Origin of the sequence: Pedobacter africanus, assembly GCF_040548825.1 — a bacterium.
Taxonomy (GTDB): domain Bacteria; phylum Bacteroidota; class Bacteroidia; order Sphingobacteriales; family Sphingobacteriaceae; genus Pedobacter; species Pedobacter africanus_A.
The window spans coordinates 64,049-79,994 of sequence record NZ_JBEPSL010000007.1 but is presented as its reverse complement, the minus strand read 5'-3'; the positions used below and the strand labels follow the sequence as shown (position 1 = coordinate 79,994).

Genomic DNA, 15,946 nt, shown 5'->3' with positions numbered 1-15,946 from the left:
GTTTCCGAAATTTGCGGTACAACAAAACCATACGATATGAAAAAGTATATGCTGCCGGTTTTTTTCTTTGCCCTGATTGCGGTAATGACTACGGCCTGTCAACAACGTCCGGAGGATAGTAAAAAGGCCTCTGCAGAAACAAATGGTACGAGCGCCAATCTCCCTGTAAAGCCAACTGAAAGTGGCTACGCAGCTGTAAACGGACTGAAAATGTATTATGAAGTATACGGTAAGGGAAAACCTGTTGTTTTGTTACATGGTTCCTTTATGAATATACCGATGAACTGGGGTCAGATCATCCCCCTATTTGCCAAGAACCGGAAAGTAATTGTAGCAGAAATGCAGGGCCATGGCCGTACCAGGGATACCGACCGGGAATTTAGTTATGAAGGTATGGCTGACGATGTATCTGGCCTGCTGAAACATCTGAAGATAGATAGTGCCGATATTTTAGGATATAGCATGGGCGGTGGTGTGGCATTTCAGATGGCCGTGCGCCATCCTGAGCAGGTACGCAGGCTTGTCATATGGTCGGGTACATATAAGCACGATGGCTGGTGGCCTGATGTAGAAGAGAGTTTTGCGCATATGAATGCAGATATTTTTAAAGGATCACCCATAGAAAAACAATATGATAGCCTGGGCAATGATCCTAAGCGTTTTCCGGAATTTGTAAAGAAAGTAATGAGTATAGACCTGAAGGCATACGACTGGTCTAAGGAAGTGAAAAATATTAAGGCTCCGGTTTTTATGGCCATTGGCGATGCCGATGGGGTAAGATATGAACACGCATTGGAACTGTTCCGTGCCAAAGGTGGCGGAAAGATGGGCGATATTCACGGATTACCTAAATCCAGACTGGCCATTATACCAGGCACAACCCATATCGGTATGATGCTGCGAACCGACTGGCTGATCCCCATGGTCAACGATTTTCTGGATTCCGATCTTAAGGCCACGCCACCCACGTTTTAAAGAACGGTCTGTTCCGTTTAGCTTACACTTGCAGCTTGCCGATACCTCAAGTCAAACGTTTGCGCAGTCTGTGAATCGCTGATCAGAAAAATGATTGCTTATATTCAGTGAACTAAACAGAACAACCAAATGAAACCTAACCGTAGAAAATTTTTACAAACACTGGCTATAGGCTCCGGAGCTATGGCCATCGGGCTGCCTGGCTTTGCTAAAGAAACTGCTCTGGAAAATGAAGATTTATATGTCCCAGGTGAGGGCGCCCCAAGATTCAACATGTGTGGCTACGCGGCGCCTAAGATTGACAAGGTTCGTATTGGCATCATCGGCCTGGGAATGCGCGGGCCAGGTGCGGTAAGCCGTATGTCTTTTATTGAGGGGGTCGAGATCAAAGCCTTGTGCGATAAACTCCCGGAACGCGCCGCTGCGGCACAAAAACATCTGGTACAAAAGGGACTGCCCAAAGCTACAGAGTACTCTGGCGAAAACGGGTGGAAAGATATGATCCTCAAAGAAGAGCTGGACCTGGTGTACATCTGTACGCCATGGCACCTGCATACACCAATGGCGGTTTTTGCAATGGAAAATGGGAAGCATGCAGCAACTGAAGTTCCCGCTGCATTGACCATAGAAGAGTGCTGGAAGCTGGTAGAAACTTCTGAAAAGACCCGTAAGCATTGCATGATGCTGGAAAACTGCTGCTATGATTTCTTTGAAATGCTGACCCTGAATATGGTACGTCAGGGCATGTTCGGAGAACTGGTCCATGCCGAGGGTGCATATATCCACGATTTGCTTGGCCTGAATTTCAATAAAAAGGGCTATGAAAACATGTGGAGGCTGAAAGAAAATATTGATTTCAATGGGAATCTGTACCCTACCCATGGCTTAGGTCCTATTGCCCAATGTATGAACATCAACAGGGGCGATAAAATGGATTATCTCGTTTCTATGTCGTCCAATGATTTTATGATGGGAAACGAGGCTAAAGAAAAAGCGAAAGCTGATCCTTTTTACAATGAATTTGTGGGAAGAAATTACAGGGGTAATATGAATACCACAACCATCCGGACCAGTAAAGGAAAAACACTGATGCTGCAGCACGACGTAACCTCGCCGCGACCTTATTCCAGGATTCATTTGTTAAGCGGAACAAAAGGCTTTGCCAGCAAATGGCCAGAGCCGGAACGCATCGCCTTTGGCGAAGAGTGGTTAAAACCCGAAGAGATGAAGAAATTGTATGATACCTATACTCCGGAACTGATCAGGCATGTTGGAGAGATCGCGAAGAAAGTAGGGGGGCATGGAGGAATGGACTTTATGATGGATTGGCGCCTGATCGATTGCCTGCGGAACGGACTGCCTTTGGATCAGGATGTTTATGATGCAGCTGCCTGGAGCTGTGTTGTACCACTGAGCAAAAAATCTGTTTCAAAGCGATCTTCAAGTGTAGACATTCCCGATTTTACAAGGGGAGGCTGGACTGGTAACAAACCCCATAATTTAACCTTGCAGGGGGGCGGAAATACCAAAGTTAGAAATATGAAATAAACAATATGAAACAAAGTTGCATTTGTATTTTATAATATGCAACTTTGTTTCATATGAAAGCTGATGCAAACATCTTGTGCCCAAAACCCAGAAAAACCTTTCTGGTATTGTTTGCATTGCTTTTCCTGTTTATCGCTATTGTTCCGGGTTTTCATCATCATGGGCACAATTCGGTTTGCAGACACTTAAGCTGCGATGATACCCAAAAGATCCAGCTTACAGATAAATGCGCAATCTGCGATTACTTTCACCATGTCCAGGCGCAGCCTGTCCTTTTGCCGGATACCCTATCTCTACCTGTAATACATCCTGAAGCGATTGCGCCTGGTATCTGGGTATCCCATGGCAATTATTCATTTACCTTGCCAGGCTTTACCAGCAGGGGGCCGCCGAGGTTAATTTCTTAAGCAATTTTAAAATACGCTCCGAAATTAACTTCAAATCTAAAATAATGACAAATCAGTTTAAATCAACAGCAATCGTCTTAACAGGCGTAGTAATACTTTTTGCAAGTTCATGTAAAAAAGACAATAATGAAGCCATAAAGGAAGGGATTCAACGTTCAGAAATCATCCTTACAGAAATGAGCGGCGCAGCCATTGAAGCGCATGGCGATCATTTCCATGGTCTGACGGATCTGACTGCAGGAACACCTGTAGTGATCAAATTTGACGAAAATGGGAAAGCAACAGCAAACGGGCATCTGCACCTGGAAGCGGATGCAGTTTATAAGCTGGAACTGAAGGCCTGGGACCATACCGGGAAAGAGGTACAGAACCAATTCATCCAAAATAAATCTGCTGCAGATCAGTTTAAGGCTTTCCTGACAGGCGGAAACTTTATCCTGAACAAAGATTCCAAAACCGAGAGCGGGGCAATTTTTCAGCCAAGGGAGGCGGCCTATGCCGATGGAACAGTTGTGACTGGTCAGTACGAAACCACCGGGGTGCTGACCTACCTGACTATAGGCCAGGACAACGTAGGGCCGACAAAAGAAGTGAGTTATGTGATGCGGAAACTGGAGCAGGGCCTGAAGGCCAAAATTACCAGGAGCGACTGGAACCATACCGATTACGCAAGCCGGTTTGCAGGACAGGATGTGTTGAAGTTGAAGTTTGAAGTCCATGTAGAAAAAGGGCACGTGCATTAAACTAAGACTATAGCAGTACCTTAACTGAGTCGCTGCCAGGCCGGAGTCTGGCAGCACTTGGCTTGTAGTCTGGTCGTCGTTTGCCGAGGAAACACCCTGTCAACTGCGACCGGACACCGAAGCGGCTTTAGTTTAGCTAAAGATTGTCTTATGTGGATATAGCCTATATCCATAAGACAATCTTTTTTTTAATTAGTAAGTGAATGAATATTCATTTATATTTGCTGCACAATTAAAATGTCATGCGTGCAAGAGATGTCAATAAGGTAGAACTGGTTAAACAAAAGGCCATAGCGTTGCTGGTCGAGATGGGTTTTGAAGGTTTTACCATGAACAAGCTGGCCAAGGCCTGTAAAATATCAGTCGCTACACTTTATATCTATTACCAGGACAAGGACGATCTGATCCTTAAAATAGGCCTGGAAGAAGTAGAGCGGATGAGCAGGATCATGCTTGAAAATTTTGACCCCGATTGTTCTTTTGCTGAAGGGTTGCGGCAGCAATGGAAAAACCGGGCAAAATGTGTACTGGAAAATCCATTAACAGCACAAATGATAGAACAATTACGGAGTTCCACTTACCAGGATCAGATTTTTGAAGCTTTCGGAGAGGTTTTCAGGGAACCCCTCGGAAAATTTATGCACAATGCTATTGAAAGAGGGGAGATCGTCGCGATGCCGCTGGAAGCTTACTGGTGTGTAGCTTTTGGGCCGCTGTACAACCTGCTCCGTTTTCATAATGAAGGAAAAAGTCTGAGTGGAAAGCCTTTTGTATTAACTGATGAAGTGCTGTGGAGCGCCTTTGATGTGGTACTTAAAGCCCTGAAAAAATAAACCTTAACCTCTAAAAAATTATGGACATTAATATTGAACATATCCTGCTCTTCAAAACCGATATACGCACAGAAGGAGATAAACGCTATATCGGTAAGGTTATGGCCGAAAACCAGATCGAACAGTGGACCGTAGACCTGCAGGATATAGACTGCGTATTGAGAATCGTATCGCCCACACTAAAGCTGCAGGAGGTCATTAGCCTGGTAAAAGAAAACGGCTATCACTGCGAAGAATTAACTTAAAAAATAAAAGCAAAATGCAACAACCCCAAAAAAATATAGCTGAGCCTTTCAGTGCTTACCAGCTACTGGTAATTGCCTTGCTGGCCCTGCTGCAATTTACTATAGTGCTGGACTTTATGGTGCTGGCACCCCTGGGCGATTATCTGATGAAATCGCTCTCTATGACCCCAAAAGGCTTTGGCCTGGTGGTTTCTTCCTATGCTTTCAGTGCAGGTGCCTCTGGCATACTCGCTGCAGGTTTTGCGGATAAATTTGACCGTAAAAAATTACTTTTATTTTTCTATACCGGCTTTATCATCGGTACTTTATGCTGCGCCCTGGCTACCAATTATGAGATGCTGCTCGGTGCAAGGATCGTCACCGGTTTATTTGGAGGTGTAATAGGTGCCATTTCCATGACCATCGTTACCGATGTTTTTGAAGTGCACCAACGCGGAAGGGTAATGGGCATTGTACAAATGGGCTTTGCCGCAAGTCAGGTATTGGGCATCCCTATTGGTTTATATTTTGCCAATATCTGGGGCTGGCACTCTTCATTTTTAATGATTGTGGTATTGGCTATCCTGATTGCCATCGCCATACTGATTAAAGTAAAACCCATTGATAAGCACCTGGCCATCCAGTCGGACAAGAACCCCTTTTTACATTTATGGCATGCCGTTTCCAACCGTTCTTATCAGACCGGGTTTATTGCTACCGCATTTATGAGTGTGGGCGGTTTTATGCTGATGCCTTTTGGTAGCGCTTACCTGATCAATAACATCAATATTACCGAGGAGCAGCTACCCCTGGTTTTTATGTTTACCGGACTGGCCTCTATTGTGGTTATGCCACTGATCGGGAAACTGAGCGATAAGACCGATAAATTCTGGGTGTTCACAGGCGGTTCGCTGCTGGCAATTGCCCTGATCCTGGTATATACCAATCTGACACCTGTACCCCTGTGGCAAGTTATCGTCATCAACGTGGTGCTGTTTATGGGGGTAATGAGCCGTATCATTCCGGCAACCACTTTGACCATGAGTGTACCCGACCTGAAAGACCGGGGTGCGTTTATGAGCGTAAATGCCTCCCTGCAGCAGGTTGCAGGAGGTATAGCAGCTTTGTGCGCAGGCCTGATCGTTACGCAGAAAACAAAGAGCAGCCCCTTGGAACATTACGATATTTTAGGTATTGTGGTATCTGTGCTCATACTTTTGTGCATATTTTTGGTTTACCGCGTAAGTGTAATGGTAAAAAAGAAAGCAGCTTAACGAATGAAAGCCAGGGTCTTTTGGGCCACCTCCTGGAGGTGTTCCGGAAGGACTTCAGCTGCGTACGGATGGGATGCACCGTAAACATGGTTTGAACCAGGTATCTTCTGTATTTTGGCCTTGAGTTGCTGCTGGGCGAGCTTCTGGGCTACACTGAAGTTTACGTTTACATCCTCATCGCCATGCAGAATTAGCCAGGGTATGTTTACTTTTTTGGCTGCTTCTATGATATTGAATTTTGTTTTGTGCTGGTTGAAATCGGTCAGTAAAGTGCTGTTTAAAGGCATTTTTTCTTTGGTACGGACATTTTCTACAAAGATCTGACCCTTTTCGGTCCATTCTTTTTCCTGTTCTTTTTTCCAGAGGCTGGAAAAATCGGAAATGGCCGACCAGGTTACCAGCTTACTGATGCGCTGGTCTTTAGCTGCCAGGATAATGGCCAGTCCACCGCCCCTGCTATGGCCGATAAGATAAACCGGGCTTTCAGGCCATATGGTCAGTACATGGTCAATCACCGTTTCTGCATCAGCAAGCTCCTTGCTGATGGTATTGGCGGCAAAGGTCTCCATATCGGTCACGTCGGTTAGGTTTGCTGCGGTAACCCCGCTGTGCGACAGGTTGAATTTTACATATCTGTATCCCTGAGCAGCAAAAAAGGATGCGATCAGGTGATGTGCACCCCAGTCTTTAAAGCCTTTGAAGCCATGAATGAAAATTATGGTACCGGATTTTGTGTTTTTATCGTCATAAGTATAATCGCCGAATATGGGTTTTCCGGCTGATCCATTCAGTGTAAAAGATTCTTTTATGATCATATGTGTCTACAGCTATGGTGTTTAGCCAATATAACAAAAATAAAATCTGCTTGTTTAGGGGTGTGTATTTATTTAAAATCTTTCTAAATAGCTGTTAATTACAGCATAATGACAGTGGAACAGTCTGGTCTTATTACTTTTGTTTCGCTAAAAAAACAGGATAATACTATTTTGGAATATTTAAAGATCATTGCTTTTACGCATAAACAGATTGACTTAAAATCTTTAGGTAAATTGGTAATATGTGAGCAGACATTGGACGACAGGTTGAGGAACATTCAATCTGAGTTAGGTGTTAAAGAAATATTCTACGTAGGTACCTGCAACAGGGTTGAGTTTGTATTTACTTCACCAAGTAGCCTGGACAAGGATTTTATTACCCGTTTTTTAACTGTACTGGACATGGGGCTGCCTGCGCAGTACATGGAACAGTTTGTTGAAAACGTATCGGCATATGAACAGCTGGATGCTTTTAACCATCTGCTGCGTACATCCTGCTCGCTGGAGAGTCTGGTTGTCGGGGAAAAGGAAATCCTGGCGCAGATCCGTAAAGCATATGAAGCCTGCCGTGTGGCCGGCTTTACCGGTGACTATATGCGGATGATCATGAACCGGGTGGTAAAAACAGCTAAAGAAGTTTATACACATACTAATATCTCCAAAAACCCGGTATCTATAGTTTCCCTGGCCTACCGCAAGCTGCGCGACCTGAAAATGTGCTCCAGCGAAGCAAGATTACTCATTATCGGTGCTGGTGAAACCAACCGGAATCTGGCCCAATACCTTAAAAAGCACAAATACACCAATTTCTCTGTATTTAACAGAACGCTGGAAAATGCCGAAAACCTGGCTAAGGAACTGAACGGCACAGCCTACCCGCTTACTGCACTTGAAAATTACGATAAGGGTTTTGATGTGATCATTACCTGCACAGGATCTACAGAAGCGATCATCACTGAAGCGATCTATAAAAAACTGTTGAATGGCGATACTTCAAAAAAAGTAATCGTTGACCTGGCCATACCCAATGATACCGCTGCCGAAGTGGTAAAGAACTTCCCGGTACACTACATCGAAGTTGAGTCTTTAAAAGAGGTTGCCCGTAAAAATATTCAGGAACGTTATGATGAGCTGGTAAATGCCGAGCACATCATCGAAGAAAATATCAAGGATTTTGAACTGGTACTGCGCCAGCGCAAAATTGAAATTGCCATGAGCTGCGTTCCGCAGAAAATTAAGGAAATTAAGCATACTGCCATCAATGGTATCTTTGCTGATGAGATCGATAAGCTTGATGAAAATTCAAGGTTATTATTGGAAAAGGTGATGAATTACATGGAAAAAAAATACATCAGCGTACCAATGGTCATGGCAAAGGAGATATTGGTAAAGAATAGCTAAATTTGCGAAAAAATTAGCATCAACGTGAAAAGACTTATTATAGGTACAAGAGGTAGCGACCTGGCTTTATGGCAAGCCAATTTCATTAAAGATAAACTAGCAGCTATCGGTGTTGAGGCTGAATTGAAAATCATCAAAACACAGGGCGACAAGATTTTAAACCTCAGGTTGGACAAGCTGGAAGGCAAGGGATTTTTTACCAAAGAACTGGAAGAAGAGCTTTTGGGCGGCACAATTGATATTGCTGTACATTCCCATAAGGACCTGCCAACTGTACACCCTGCCGGTTTAACCATTGCTGCGGTAACTGAGCGCGAAGATCCATCTGAACTTTTGCTGATCCTGAAAGATTGTGTCAGCATCAGTCATAAGCTTTCCTTAAAAAAAGGAGCGATGGTGGGTACCTCTTCCAACAGACGTAAAGCACAGTTGCTGGCGCTCCGCCCGGATCTGAACATAGAAGATTTAAGAGGTAACGTACCTACCCGCATCCAGAAATTAAGGGATGAGGATTACGATGCCATATTGCTGGCAAAGGCTGGTGTAAACCGCTTGAATATTGACCTGTCGGAATTTCACGTTGAAGTGGTAGATACTACCGAACTCGTTCCTGCACCTGCACAGGGTGCGCTGGCCATCCAGATCAGGGAAAATGACGCTGAATTGTTTGAAGTACTCCAGCAGATCAACCATCCTGAAACAGCCGAAGAAATTGCAATTGAACGCAAGGTCTTAAACCTGTTTGAAGGGGGCTGTCACATGCCTTTGGGCTGCTATTGTAAAAAGGAAGACGGACAATATGAAGTCTGGACCTCAAAAGCGGAAACGGATGAAGACTTTCCTGACCGCCTGTTTTACAGGGTAGATAAACTGGACGGTCTGGCCGAAAAGATAGTAGCCAAATTCAGTGCCGATAGAAAGCTCCCGGCCAAGGTATTTATTTCGCGTGAAGTAGGGGAGCACAATTATTTCAGAAAAGCACTTGAAAAACATAACATAGAAATTGATGCCCGCTCATTGATCCGTACTTTTCCTATCGTAACCGTACTGGATCCTTTTTATCTGAAGCACATCGACTGGATCTTTTTCAGCAGCAGAAATAGCGTAGACTATTTCTTTAATCTGAAGCCTATGTTGGCTAAACATGTAAAGTTTGGCGTGGCGGGCCGTGGTTCTGAAGATTCGCTCAGAAGGGCAGGCCATCTGGCTGATTATGTTGGCGAAGGCGGAGATATTGAAGAGGTAGCAGAACTGTTTGCCGAAGCGGTGACGGGCAAGACCGTATTGTTTCCAAGGGCGCAAGACTCCCTGTTGAGTATCCAAAAGGCTTTAAAGCCGGATACCAAGGTGGTAGACCTGCCGATATATGAGACCGTTATTGAAGAAAATATAGACCAGACCTATGCTGATGTACTGATATTTACCAGTCCATCTAATGTTGACGCTTATTTTGTAGATAATTTATTAGAACCCGGACAGCAGGTAATTGCCATTGGTAACTCTACCGCTAAGAAATTTGAAGAGATGGGCGTAAAATGTATTTTACCTTACTCTCCTGACGAGATCGGCCTGGCCGAGGCTGTATTTGGGATAGACATAAAATAGAGAGATGATGTTACACCGCCCACGCAGATTAAGGAAAAACCCGATTGTGAGAGAAATGGTAGCCGAAACCCGGTTATCCAAAGACATGTTCATTTACCCGTACTTTGTGGTACCGGGAAAGAATGTAGTTCACCCATTGGATGCTATGCCCGGAATCAGTCACTTCTCGGAAGATATGTTGCTGAAAGATGTGGAAAAAGGTTTGAAGCTGGGTGTAAATAAAATCATGCTGTTTGGTGTAGGAGATGAGAAAACTGAAGATGCAGCTTCTGCCTACCATGACCATTCCCTGGTACCTTCTGCAGTCCGCGCTTTAAAAAAGAACTTTGGCGAGGACATCTATGTGGTAACCGATGTATGTGTGTGTTCTTACACTACCCATGGCCATTGCGGAATATTAAAGGACGATTATGTGCAGAATGATGAAACGGTAGCGGTTATTGCCAAAATGGGGCTTACCCATGCGCAGGCCGGAGCCGATATGCTGGCCCCCTCTGATATGATGGATGGCCGTATAGGCGCCATAAGGAGTGTGCTGGACGGGGCAGGTTATGTCAATACCGCGATCATGTCGCATGCTACCAAGTTTGCATCGGCCTATTACGGACCATTCAGGGAAGCCGCAGACTGTGCCCCGGGTAAGGGCGACAGGAAAGCTTACCAGATGGATTTCAGAAACGGTGAGGAAGCTTTAAGAGAGGCCCTGCTGGATAAAGGTGAAGGTGCCGATGTGCTGATGGTAAAGCCCGCGTTGGCTTATATGGATGTGATCAGTAAGCTTAAACAACATACCGATCTGCCTATTGCCTGCTATAACGTATCCGGAGAATATTCAATGGTGAAAGCAGCTGCACAAAGGGGCTGGATAGACGAACAGAAAGTAGTAATGGAAACCATGCACGGCTTTGCCCGCGCTGGGGCAAGCATCATCACAACCTATCACATCAGGGATATGGTTGAAAAGAACTGGATATAATGGGCGGCTGTTCCTGTTTATGAACGGAACGGCCGGGGACTTGAAATAAAAATTATGTTAGAATCTTTAAAGAAAATGTTTTCGGGAAATGAAGGTGAGGTACCTGTAAATACAGGGAGTAAACCTGATATCTCCAGGGAAAAGTCAGCGGAATTGTACGAAAAGGCAAAAAATTACTTCCCCGGAGGAGTAAACTCACCGGTACGGGCTTTTAAGTCGGTATACGGCACCCCCCTTTTTATTCAAAAAGGGGATGGCTGTTTTGTATGGGACGCTGATGGCAATCAATTTATAGATTTCTGCGGCAGCTGGGGCCCACTCATTTTAGGTCATAACCATCCGAAAGTAAGGGAAAAAGTAACTGAGGTGATGCAGAACGGCATGAGCTTCGGGGCTCCGACCGCACTGGAAAATGAACTGGCCGAGCTGATCATTAAGAACAATAAGTTTGTAGAAAAAATACGTTTTACCAGTTCGGGTACAGAAGCGGTGATGTCGGCTATCAGACTGGCACGTGGCTATACCGGTAGGGATAAGATCATTAAATTTGAAGGCTGTTACCATGGCCATAGCGATTCCTTACTGGTAAAGGCAGGATCGGGACTGGTTACCTTTGGTGAAACCTCGTCGGCCGGGGTGCCTAAAGCCTTTGCCCAGGAAACCATCGTTTTGCCTTTAAACGATACTGAGGCTTTGAAACAGGCTTTTGAGCAGTTTAAGGATGAAGTAGCAGCAGTTATTATTGAAGGGATACCGGCAAATAATGGCTTGCTGATGCAGGACGAAGCCTACCTGGAATTCCTGCAAAACATTTGTAAGGAAAATAAATCACTACTGATATTTGATGAAGTGATCACTGGATTCAGGTTAGGTTTTGAAGGGGCTGCTGCCCATTACGGCATTAAACCTGATATCGTTACCTATGGTAAAATTATAGGTGGCGGTCTGCCGGTAGGGATGTACGGTGCTTCTGCAGAAATTATGGCGCATATTTCTCCTGACGGGGGAGTTTACCAGGCTGGTACCTTGTCGGGTAACCCGGTAGCTATGGCTGCAGGAATTGCACAGCTGACAGAGTTGCTGCGTTCAGGTTTTTACAAAGAGCTGAATACCAAGGCTACGGAGTTTGCAGAAAGTATCAAACGTTTTGCAGCAGCCAGGAATTACAAAGTAAAGGTATTCCATATCGGATCTATATTCTGGATCGCTTTTACGGATAAAGATAAGATCCAGAGTGCTGCTGATATTGACCATGGCAGTATGGAGAAATTTAAAGTAATGCACAGGGAATTGCTGAACCGGGGCATTTACCTGGGACCATCAGGTTACGAGGTAGGCTTTGTTTCGGCAGCCCATACAAAAATTGAGCTTGAAAAAGCAAAAAGGGCGATATTTGAAAGCCTTGACGTTGTTTTCAGGAGCAAGTAATTAATGGTATATTTATAAAGCAAAATACAGGTAATCTTGAAAAAATCGATCGTCATATTTTACTTCATGCTGTTATATGCCCTGGTGCAGTTGATATCCTGGGGAACACTGGTGGTGAAGCTGGAACCTGCCAGAATGGCAATGGTTATGGGAGAGGGGTCTGTCTTTTTATTTTTACTGTGTATTGGCGCTTATTTTTTACACCAGTCTATAAAAAAGGAGGAACGCTTACGTGAGCAGCAGCAGAACTTCCTGCTTTCTGTAACGCATGAGTTGAAATCGCCACTGGCTGCCATAAAACTATCAATACAAACCATTATCAAACGTGATCTGGATAAGGCAAGACAAACGGCTTTACTGGGTAACTCATTAAAAGATATTGAGCGTTTGGATGATTTGGTCGAGAATATGTTGCTAGCCACCAAGATTGAGAACCGTTCTTATTCGTTCCCTAAGGAACAATTTGACTTTTCTGAACTGGTCACTAAAATTACAGACAGACTGCAGGTGCATTCCTGTGGCTGTGAACAGCTGATTACACCTGTGATAAAGCCTGGTATAAAAGTGATGGGCGACCAGTTCGCCTTATCGTCAGTAGTAACCAACCTGGTCGAAAATGCTGTTAAGTATTCGGGACCCTGTGCAGATGTGTCAGTTGAACTGACAGAAAAAGACGGACATCCGTTTCTTAGGGTATCTGACAAAGGGCCAGGTATACCTGACGCTGAAAAGATGCTTATTTTCGACAAATTTTATCGCGTTGGTGATGAGAATGTCAGAAAATCAAAAGGCACAGGTTTAGGCCTGTTTATTGTTAAGGAAGTATTACAAAGCCACGACGCTGACATCAGCGTTAGAGATAACGTACCACATGGTGCTATTTTTGAAATAACATTTAGTTGATTATGCAACAGAAACTAAGAATACTGCTGGTTGAAGATGAAGACCACTTATTGGATGCCATTAAATTAAACCTGGAACTTGAAGGCTATAAAGTGCATGCGGTAAAAGATGGTAAAACAGCATTGAAAGTTTTTAAAGAAGAAAGATTTAACCTGATCATTCTTGATGTAATGCTTCCGGAGATGGACGGTTTCCAGGTTTGTGAAACCATCAGACTGGAAAATACAGAAGTGCCTATCCTTTTCTTAACCGCAAAAAATACCAGCGAAGACAGGGTAATGGGACTTAAGAAAGGTGCCGATGATTACCTGGTGAAACCATTTAACCTTGAAGAACTGATCTTAAGGGTAGGTATCCTGGTAAAACGCAGCATGAAAGCGGATGACCTTAAAGAGATCAATTCCTATAAAATCGGTGATAAAACGATCTATTTCAATTCATTTGAACTGAAACAGGATGATGGTGTGATTGTACCGCTTACCAAAAAAGAAACGATGCTGCTGAAATTGCTGATTGAGCGCAAGAACGAAGCGGTATCGCGTGAGCAAATCCTGGAGACGGTATGGAACTATGACGTTTATCCTTCAACAAGGACTATTGATAACTTTATTTTGACCTTCCGCAAGTATTTTGAACCAGATCAGAAAAACCCGGTTTATTTTCATTCCATCAGGGGTGTAGGTTATAAATTCACGGATACACATTAATGTACAATGCAAAAGGCAGGTATGCCCTGATGGCCCTTTTTGCCATCGCCGCACTGGCATGCCTTTTTTATGATCAATACCAGCTGGCAGCACTTGCCGGCTTTTTGTTTGCCTTTGTCATATGGAGCCATTTTAAACACAGCTCTGTATTGCTGGCATCCAAACATTTCAAAAACGGGAACCATGAACGTGCAGCGCAGATTCTGACGGAAGTAGGCAACCCTGACAGATTGGCAAAGAACAGGCGTGGCTATTACGAATTTATGAAAGCCAATATCGCCCTGAAGAAAGAAGATTACGATCAGGCCGAATATCATTTTCAGATTGCCAGCCGTTTCCCCTTAGGTGGTAAAAACGATAAAGCCTTTGTGATGATCCACCTGGCCAACCTGGCCTTAAGGAAAAAAGACAAAGAGCGTTGTACAGCCTATTTAATTAAAGCAAAAGAGCTTGCTGTGAGCAGCAAAGCCCAGGATATCATTACAAAAATAGAGAAAGAAGCGAACAGCTTATAACACAAAGAACAACAACAAATGAACACGTTATTTTTAGATGCAGCATTTTCAAAACAAACAGAACGTCCGCCGGTATGGATGATGCGCCAGGCAGGTCGTTTTATGCCAGAGTATTGGGAAATCAAAAACAAATACTCGTTTCTGGAAATGTGTAAAACACCTGAAATTGCAGCGGATGTAACGATGCTGCCGGTTGATTTGCTGGGTATTGATGCGGCCATTCTGTTCTCAGATATCCTGGTTACCGGTGAAGCTATGGGGGGCGACCTGAGCTTTACACAAGGCGTAGGCCCTAAGTTTGCCAATCCTGTACGTACGCTTAAAGATGTAGATGCCCTGGAGGTTGATGTACTGGACCGTCTGCAGTATGTAGCTGATGCCATTAAAGTTATTCAGCAGCGTTTAAACGGCAGCATTCCTTTAATAGGGTTTGCAGGTGCGCCATTTACGGTAATGAGTTACCTGGTGGAAGGCGGCTCTTCAAAAGATTTTAAACTGACAAAACTGCTGATGCACAATCAGCCCGAAGTAGCCCACAAGCTGCTGGCTAAAATTGCCAAAGTAACGGCAGATTACCTGAACCTTCAGATTACCGCAGGCGTTAATGCCATCCAGATATTTGACAGCTGGGCCCTGGCCCTTTCCTGGAATGATTACCAGGAGTTCTCGCACCGCTACATCAACGAAATTATTGCAAATCTGAACAGGAAAGACATTCCTGTAATTTCTTTCTGCAAAGGCAGCTCCGTATTTGCACCGATTATGGCCGAAGCAAAGCCGGATGTCATTTCGGTAGACTGGAATGCTGACCTTTTAAATATCAAGAAGAGCCTGCCGGCGGGTATTGCCGTACAGGGAAATCTTGACCCGCATATCCTTTATGCAGAGCAGCCGGTAATTAAGAGGGAGATCCTCAGGTTATTTGAGCGAATGCGCGGAGAAAACGGATTTATCTTTAACTTAGGTCATGGCATTATGCCAGATATCCCTTTTGATAATGTGAAATACGCCATAGAAGTCATCAAAGCATTCAAATATTAATATGGATAAATACTATTACTACGTCCTCTCTGTCCACATCATCTTTATGGTGAGCTGGATGGCGGGGCTGTTTTATAGTGTACGTTTGTTCATTTACCATACCGAGGCGGCCGACCGGCCCGAACCGGAAAAAACCATTCTTCAAAAGGAGTATGAAAAGATGGAACATAAATTATGGTACATCATCACTACTCCTGCAATGGTACTCACTGTGCTTGCGGGCATCTCTATGCTTTGCATCAGGCCCGTGCTGCTACAAATGCCCTGGATGCATGTAAAGTTGGGCTTTGTGGTTTTACTGCTCATTTACCATTTCATTTGCCAGCGCATCATGAAGCGGCTGAAGCAGGGCCTGAGTAACACCAGTTCCTTCAAACTTCGTTTATGGAACGAGGTGGCAACCATTCTGCTGGTGGCTATCGTATTTACCGTTGTGCTCAAGAACGCGGTCGACTGGGTTTACGGCCTTATCGGCCTGATTGTTTTTGCTGTAGTCATTATGGCCGCAGTAAAGTGGTACAAGCACTACAGGAAAAAGCACAACTGCTAAA

The 15,946-nt window shown here is 44.3% G+C and carries 17 protein-coding genes; 16 read left to right on the top strand and 1 reads right to left on the bottom strand.

What is annotated here, in order from left to right; translation table 11 throughout:
• Positions 1–36 precede the first annotated feature (36 nt).
• From ABIE26_RS25850 to ABIE26_RS25820, 7 genes are all read left to right on the top strand, one after another.
• A complete protein-coding gene (locus tag ABIE26_RS25850; RefSeq protein WP_310146951.1) occupies positions 37–975 on the top strand; it encodes an alpha/beta fold hydrolase in 939 nt (312 codons plus the stop codon).
• Positions 976–1,104: 129 nt separating this feature from the next.
• Positions 1,105–2,523 (top strand): Gfo/Idh/MocA family protein, encoded by a 1,419-nt coding sequence (locus ABIE26_RS25845; RefSeq protein ID WP_310146953.1) that lies wholly within the window; start codon positions 1,105–1,107, stop codon positions 2,521–2,523.
• 53 nt (positions 2,524–2,576) lie between these two features.
• Positions 2,577–2,930 (top strand): hypothetical protein, encoded by a 354-nt coding sequence (locus tag ABIE26_RS25840; protein WP_310146955.1) that lies wholly within the window; start codon positions 2,577–2,579, stop codon positions 2,928–2,930.
• Positions 2,931–2,974: 44 nt separating this feature from the next.
• Positions 2,975–3,673 carry a hypothetical protein gene (locus ABIE26_RS25835; RefSeq protein WP_310146957.1) on the top strand — a complete coding sequence of 233 codons (699 nt, stop codon included), beginning with the start codon at positions 2,975–2,977 and terminating at the stop codon, positions 3,671–3,673.
• Positions 3,674–3,915: 242 nt separating this feature from the next.
• Positions 3,916–4,506: a TetR/AcrR family transcriptional regulator gene (locus tag ABIE26_RS25830; protein ID WP_310146958.1), complete on the top strand. Its 591-nt coding sequence runs from the start codon at positions 3,916–3,918 to the stop codon at positions 4,504–4,506.
• Between the two features lie 20 nt (positions 4,507–4,526).
• A complete protein-coding gene (locus tag ABIE26_RS25825) occupies positions 4,527–4,751 on the top strand; it encodes a hypothetical protein (protein ID WP_310146960.1) in 225 nt (74 codons plus the stop codon).
• A gap of 14 nt (positions 4,752–4,765) precedes the next feature.
• Entirely contained in the window at positions 4,766–6,004 is a 1,239-nt protein-coding gene (locus ABIE26_RS25820) for an MFS transporter (RefSeq protein WP_310146962.1), read from the top strand.
• Here the strand turns inward: ABIE26_RS25820 and ABIE26_RS25815 are convergent.
• On the bottom strand, positions 6,001–6,819 hold the full coding sequence (locus ABIE26_RS25815; protein WP_310146964.1) for an alpha/beta hydrolase family protein: 819 nt from the start codon (positions 6,817–6,819) through the stop codon (positions 6,001–6,003). The genes ABIE26_RS25820 and ABIE26_RS25815 overlap by 4 nt on opposite strands.
• A gap of 171 nt (positions 6,820–6,990) precedes the next feature.
• On the opposite strand from ABIE26_RS25815, the gene hemA reads away from it, so the two are divergent.
• From hemA to hemJ, 9 genes are read left to right on the top strand one after another with little or no spacing between them, the layout of a single operon-like run.
• The gene (hemA, locus tag ABIE26_RS25810) at positions 6,991–8,220 is read left to right on the top strand and encodes a glutamyl-tRNA reductase (protein ID WP_310147094.1); all 1,230 of its coding nucleotides are present in this window, start codon (positions 6,991–6,993) and stop codon (positions 8,218–8,220) included.
• A 24-nt stretch (positions 8,221–8,244) separates the two neighbouring features.
• The gene (gene hemC / locus ABIE26_RS25805) at positions 8,245–9,825 is read left to right on the top strand and encodes a hydroxymethylbilane synthase (RefSeq protein WP_310146966.1); all 1,581 of its coding nucleotides are present in this window, start codon (positions 8,245–8,247) and stop codon (positions 9,823–9,825) included.
• A 7-nt stretch (positions 9,826–9,832) separates the two neighbouring features.
• Positions 9,833–10,801, top strand: coding sequence for a porphobilinogen synthase (hemB, locus tag ABIE26_RS25800; protein WP_310147096.1), 969 nt, complete (start codon positions 9,833–9,835; stop codon positions 10,799–10,801).
• A gap of 54 nt (positions 10,802–10,855) precedes the next feature.
• Positions 10,856–12,229, top strand: a complete 1,374-nt coding sequence (gene hemL / locus ABIE26_RS25795) for a glutamate-1-semialdehyde 2,1-aminomutase (RefSeq protein ID WP_310146968.1) — start codon at positions 10,856–10,858, stop codon at positions 12,227–12,229.
• A gap of 36 nt (positions 12,230–12,265) precedes the next feature.
• Complete coding sequence (locus ABIE26_RS25790) at positions 12,266–13,132, top strand: sensor histidine kinase (RefSeq protein ID WP_310146970.1); 867 nt, start codon at positions 12,266–12,268, stop codon at positions 13,130–13,132.
• Positions 13,133–13,134: 2 nt separating this feature from the next.
• Positions 13,135–13,839 carry a response regulator transcription factor gene (locus ABIE26_RS25785; protein WP_084237348.1) on the top strand — a complete coding sequence of 235 codons (705 nt, stop codon included), beginning with the start codon at positions 13,135–13,137 and terminating at the stop codon, positions 13,837–13,839.
• Positions 13,839–14,354 carry a hypothetical protein gene (locus tag ABIE26_RS25780; RefSeq protein ID WP_310146972.1) on the top strand — a complete coding sequence of 172 codons (516 nt, stop codon included), beginning with the start codon at positions 13,839–13,841 and terminating at the stop codon, positions 14,352–14,354. The genes ABIE26_RS25785 and ABIE26_RS25780 overlap by 1 nt, the downstream gene beginning before the upstream one ends.
• Before the next feature lie 18 nt (positions 14,355–14,372).
• A complete protein-coding gene (gene hemE / locus ABIE26_RS25775; protein WP_310146974.1) occupies positions 14,373–15,395 on the top strand; it encodes a uroporphyrinogen decarboxylase in 1,023 nt (340 codons plus the stop codon).
• A 1-nt stretch (position 15,396) separates the two neighbouring features.
• A complete protein-coding gene (gene hemJ, locus ABIE26_RS25770) occupies positions 15,397–15,945 on the top strand; it encodes a protoporphyrinogen oxidase HemJ (RefSeq protein ID WP_310146976.1) in 549 nt (182 codons plus the stop codon).
• Position 15,946: the final 1 nt, after the last annotated feature.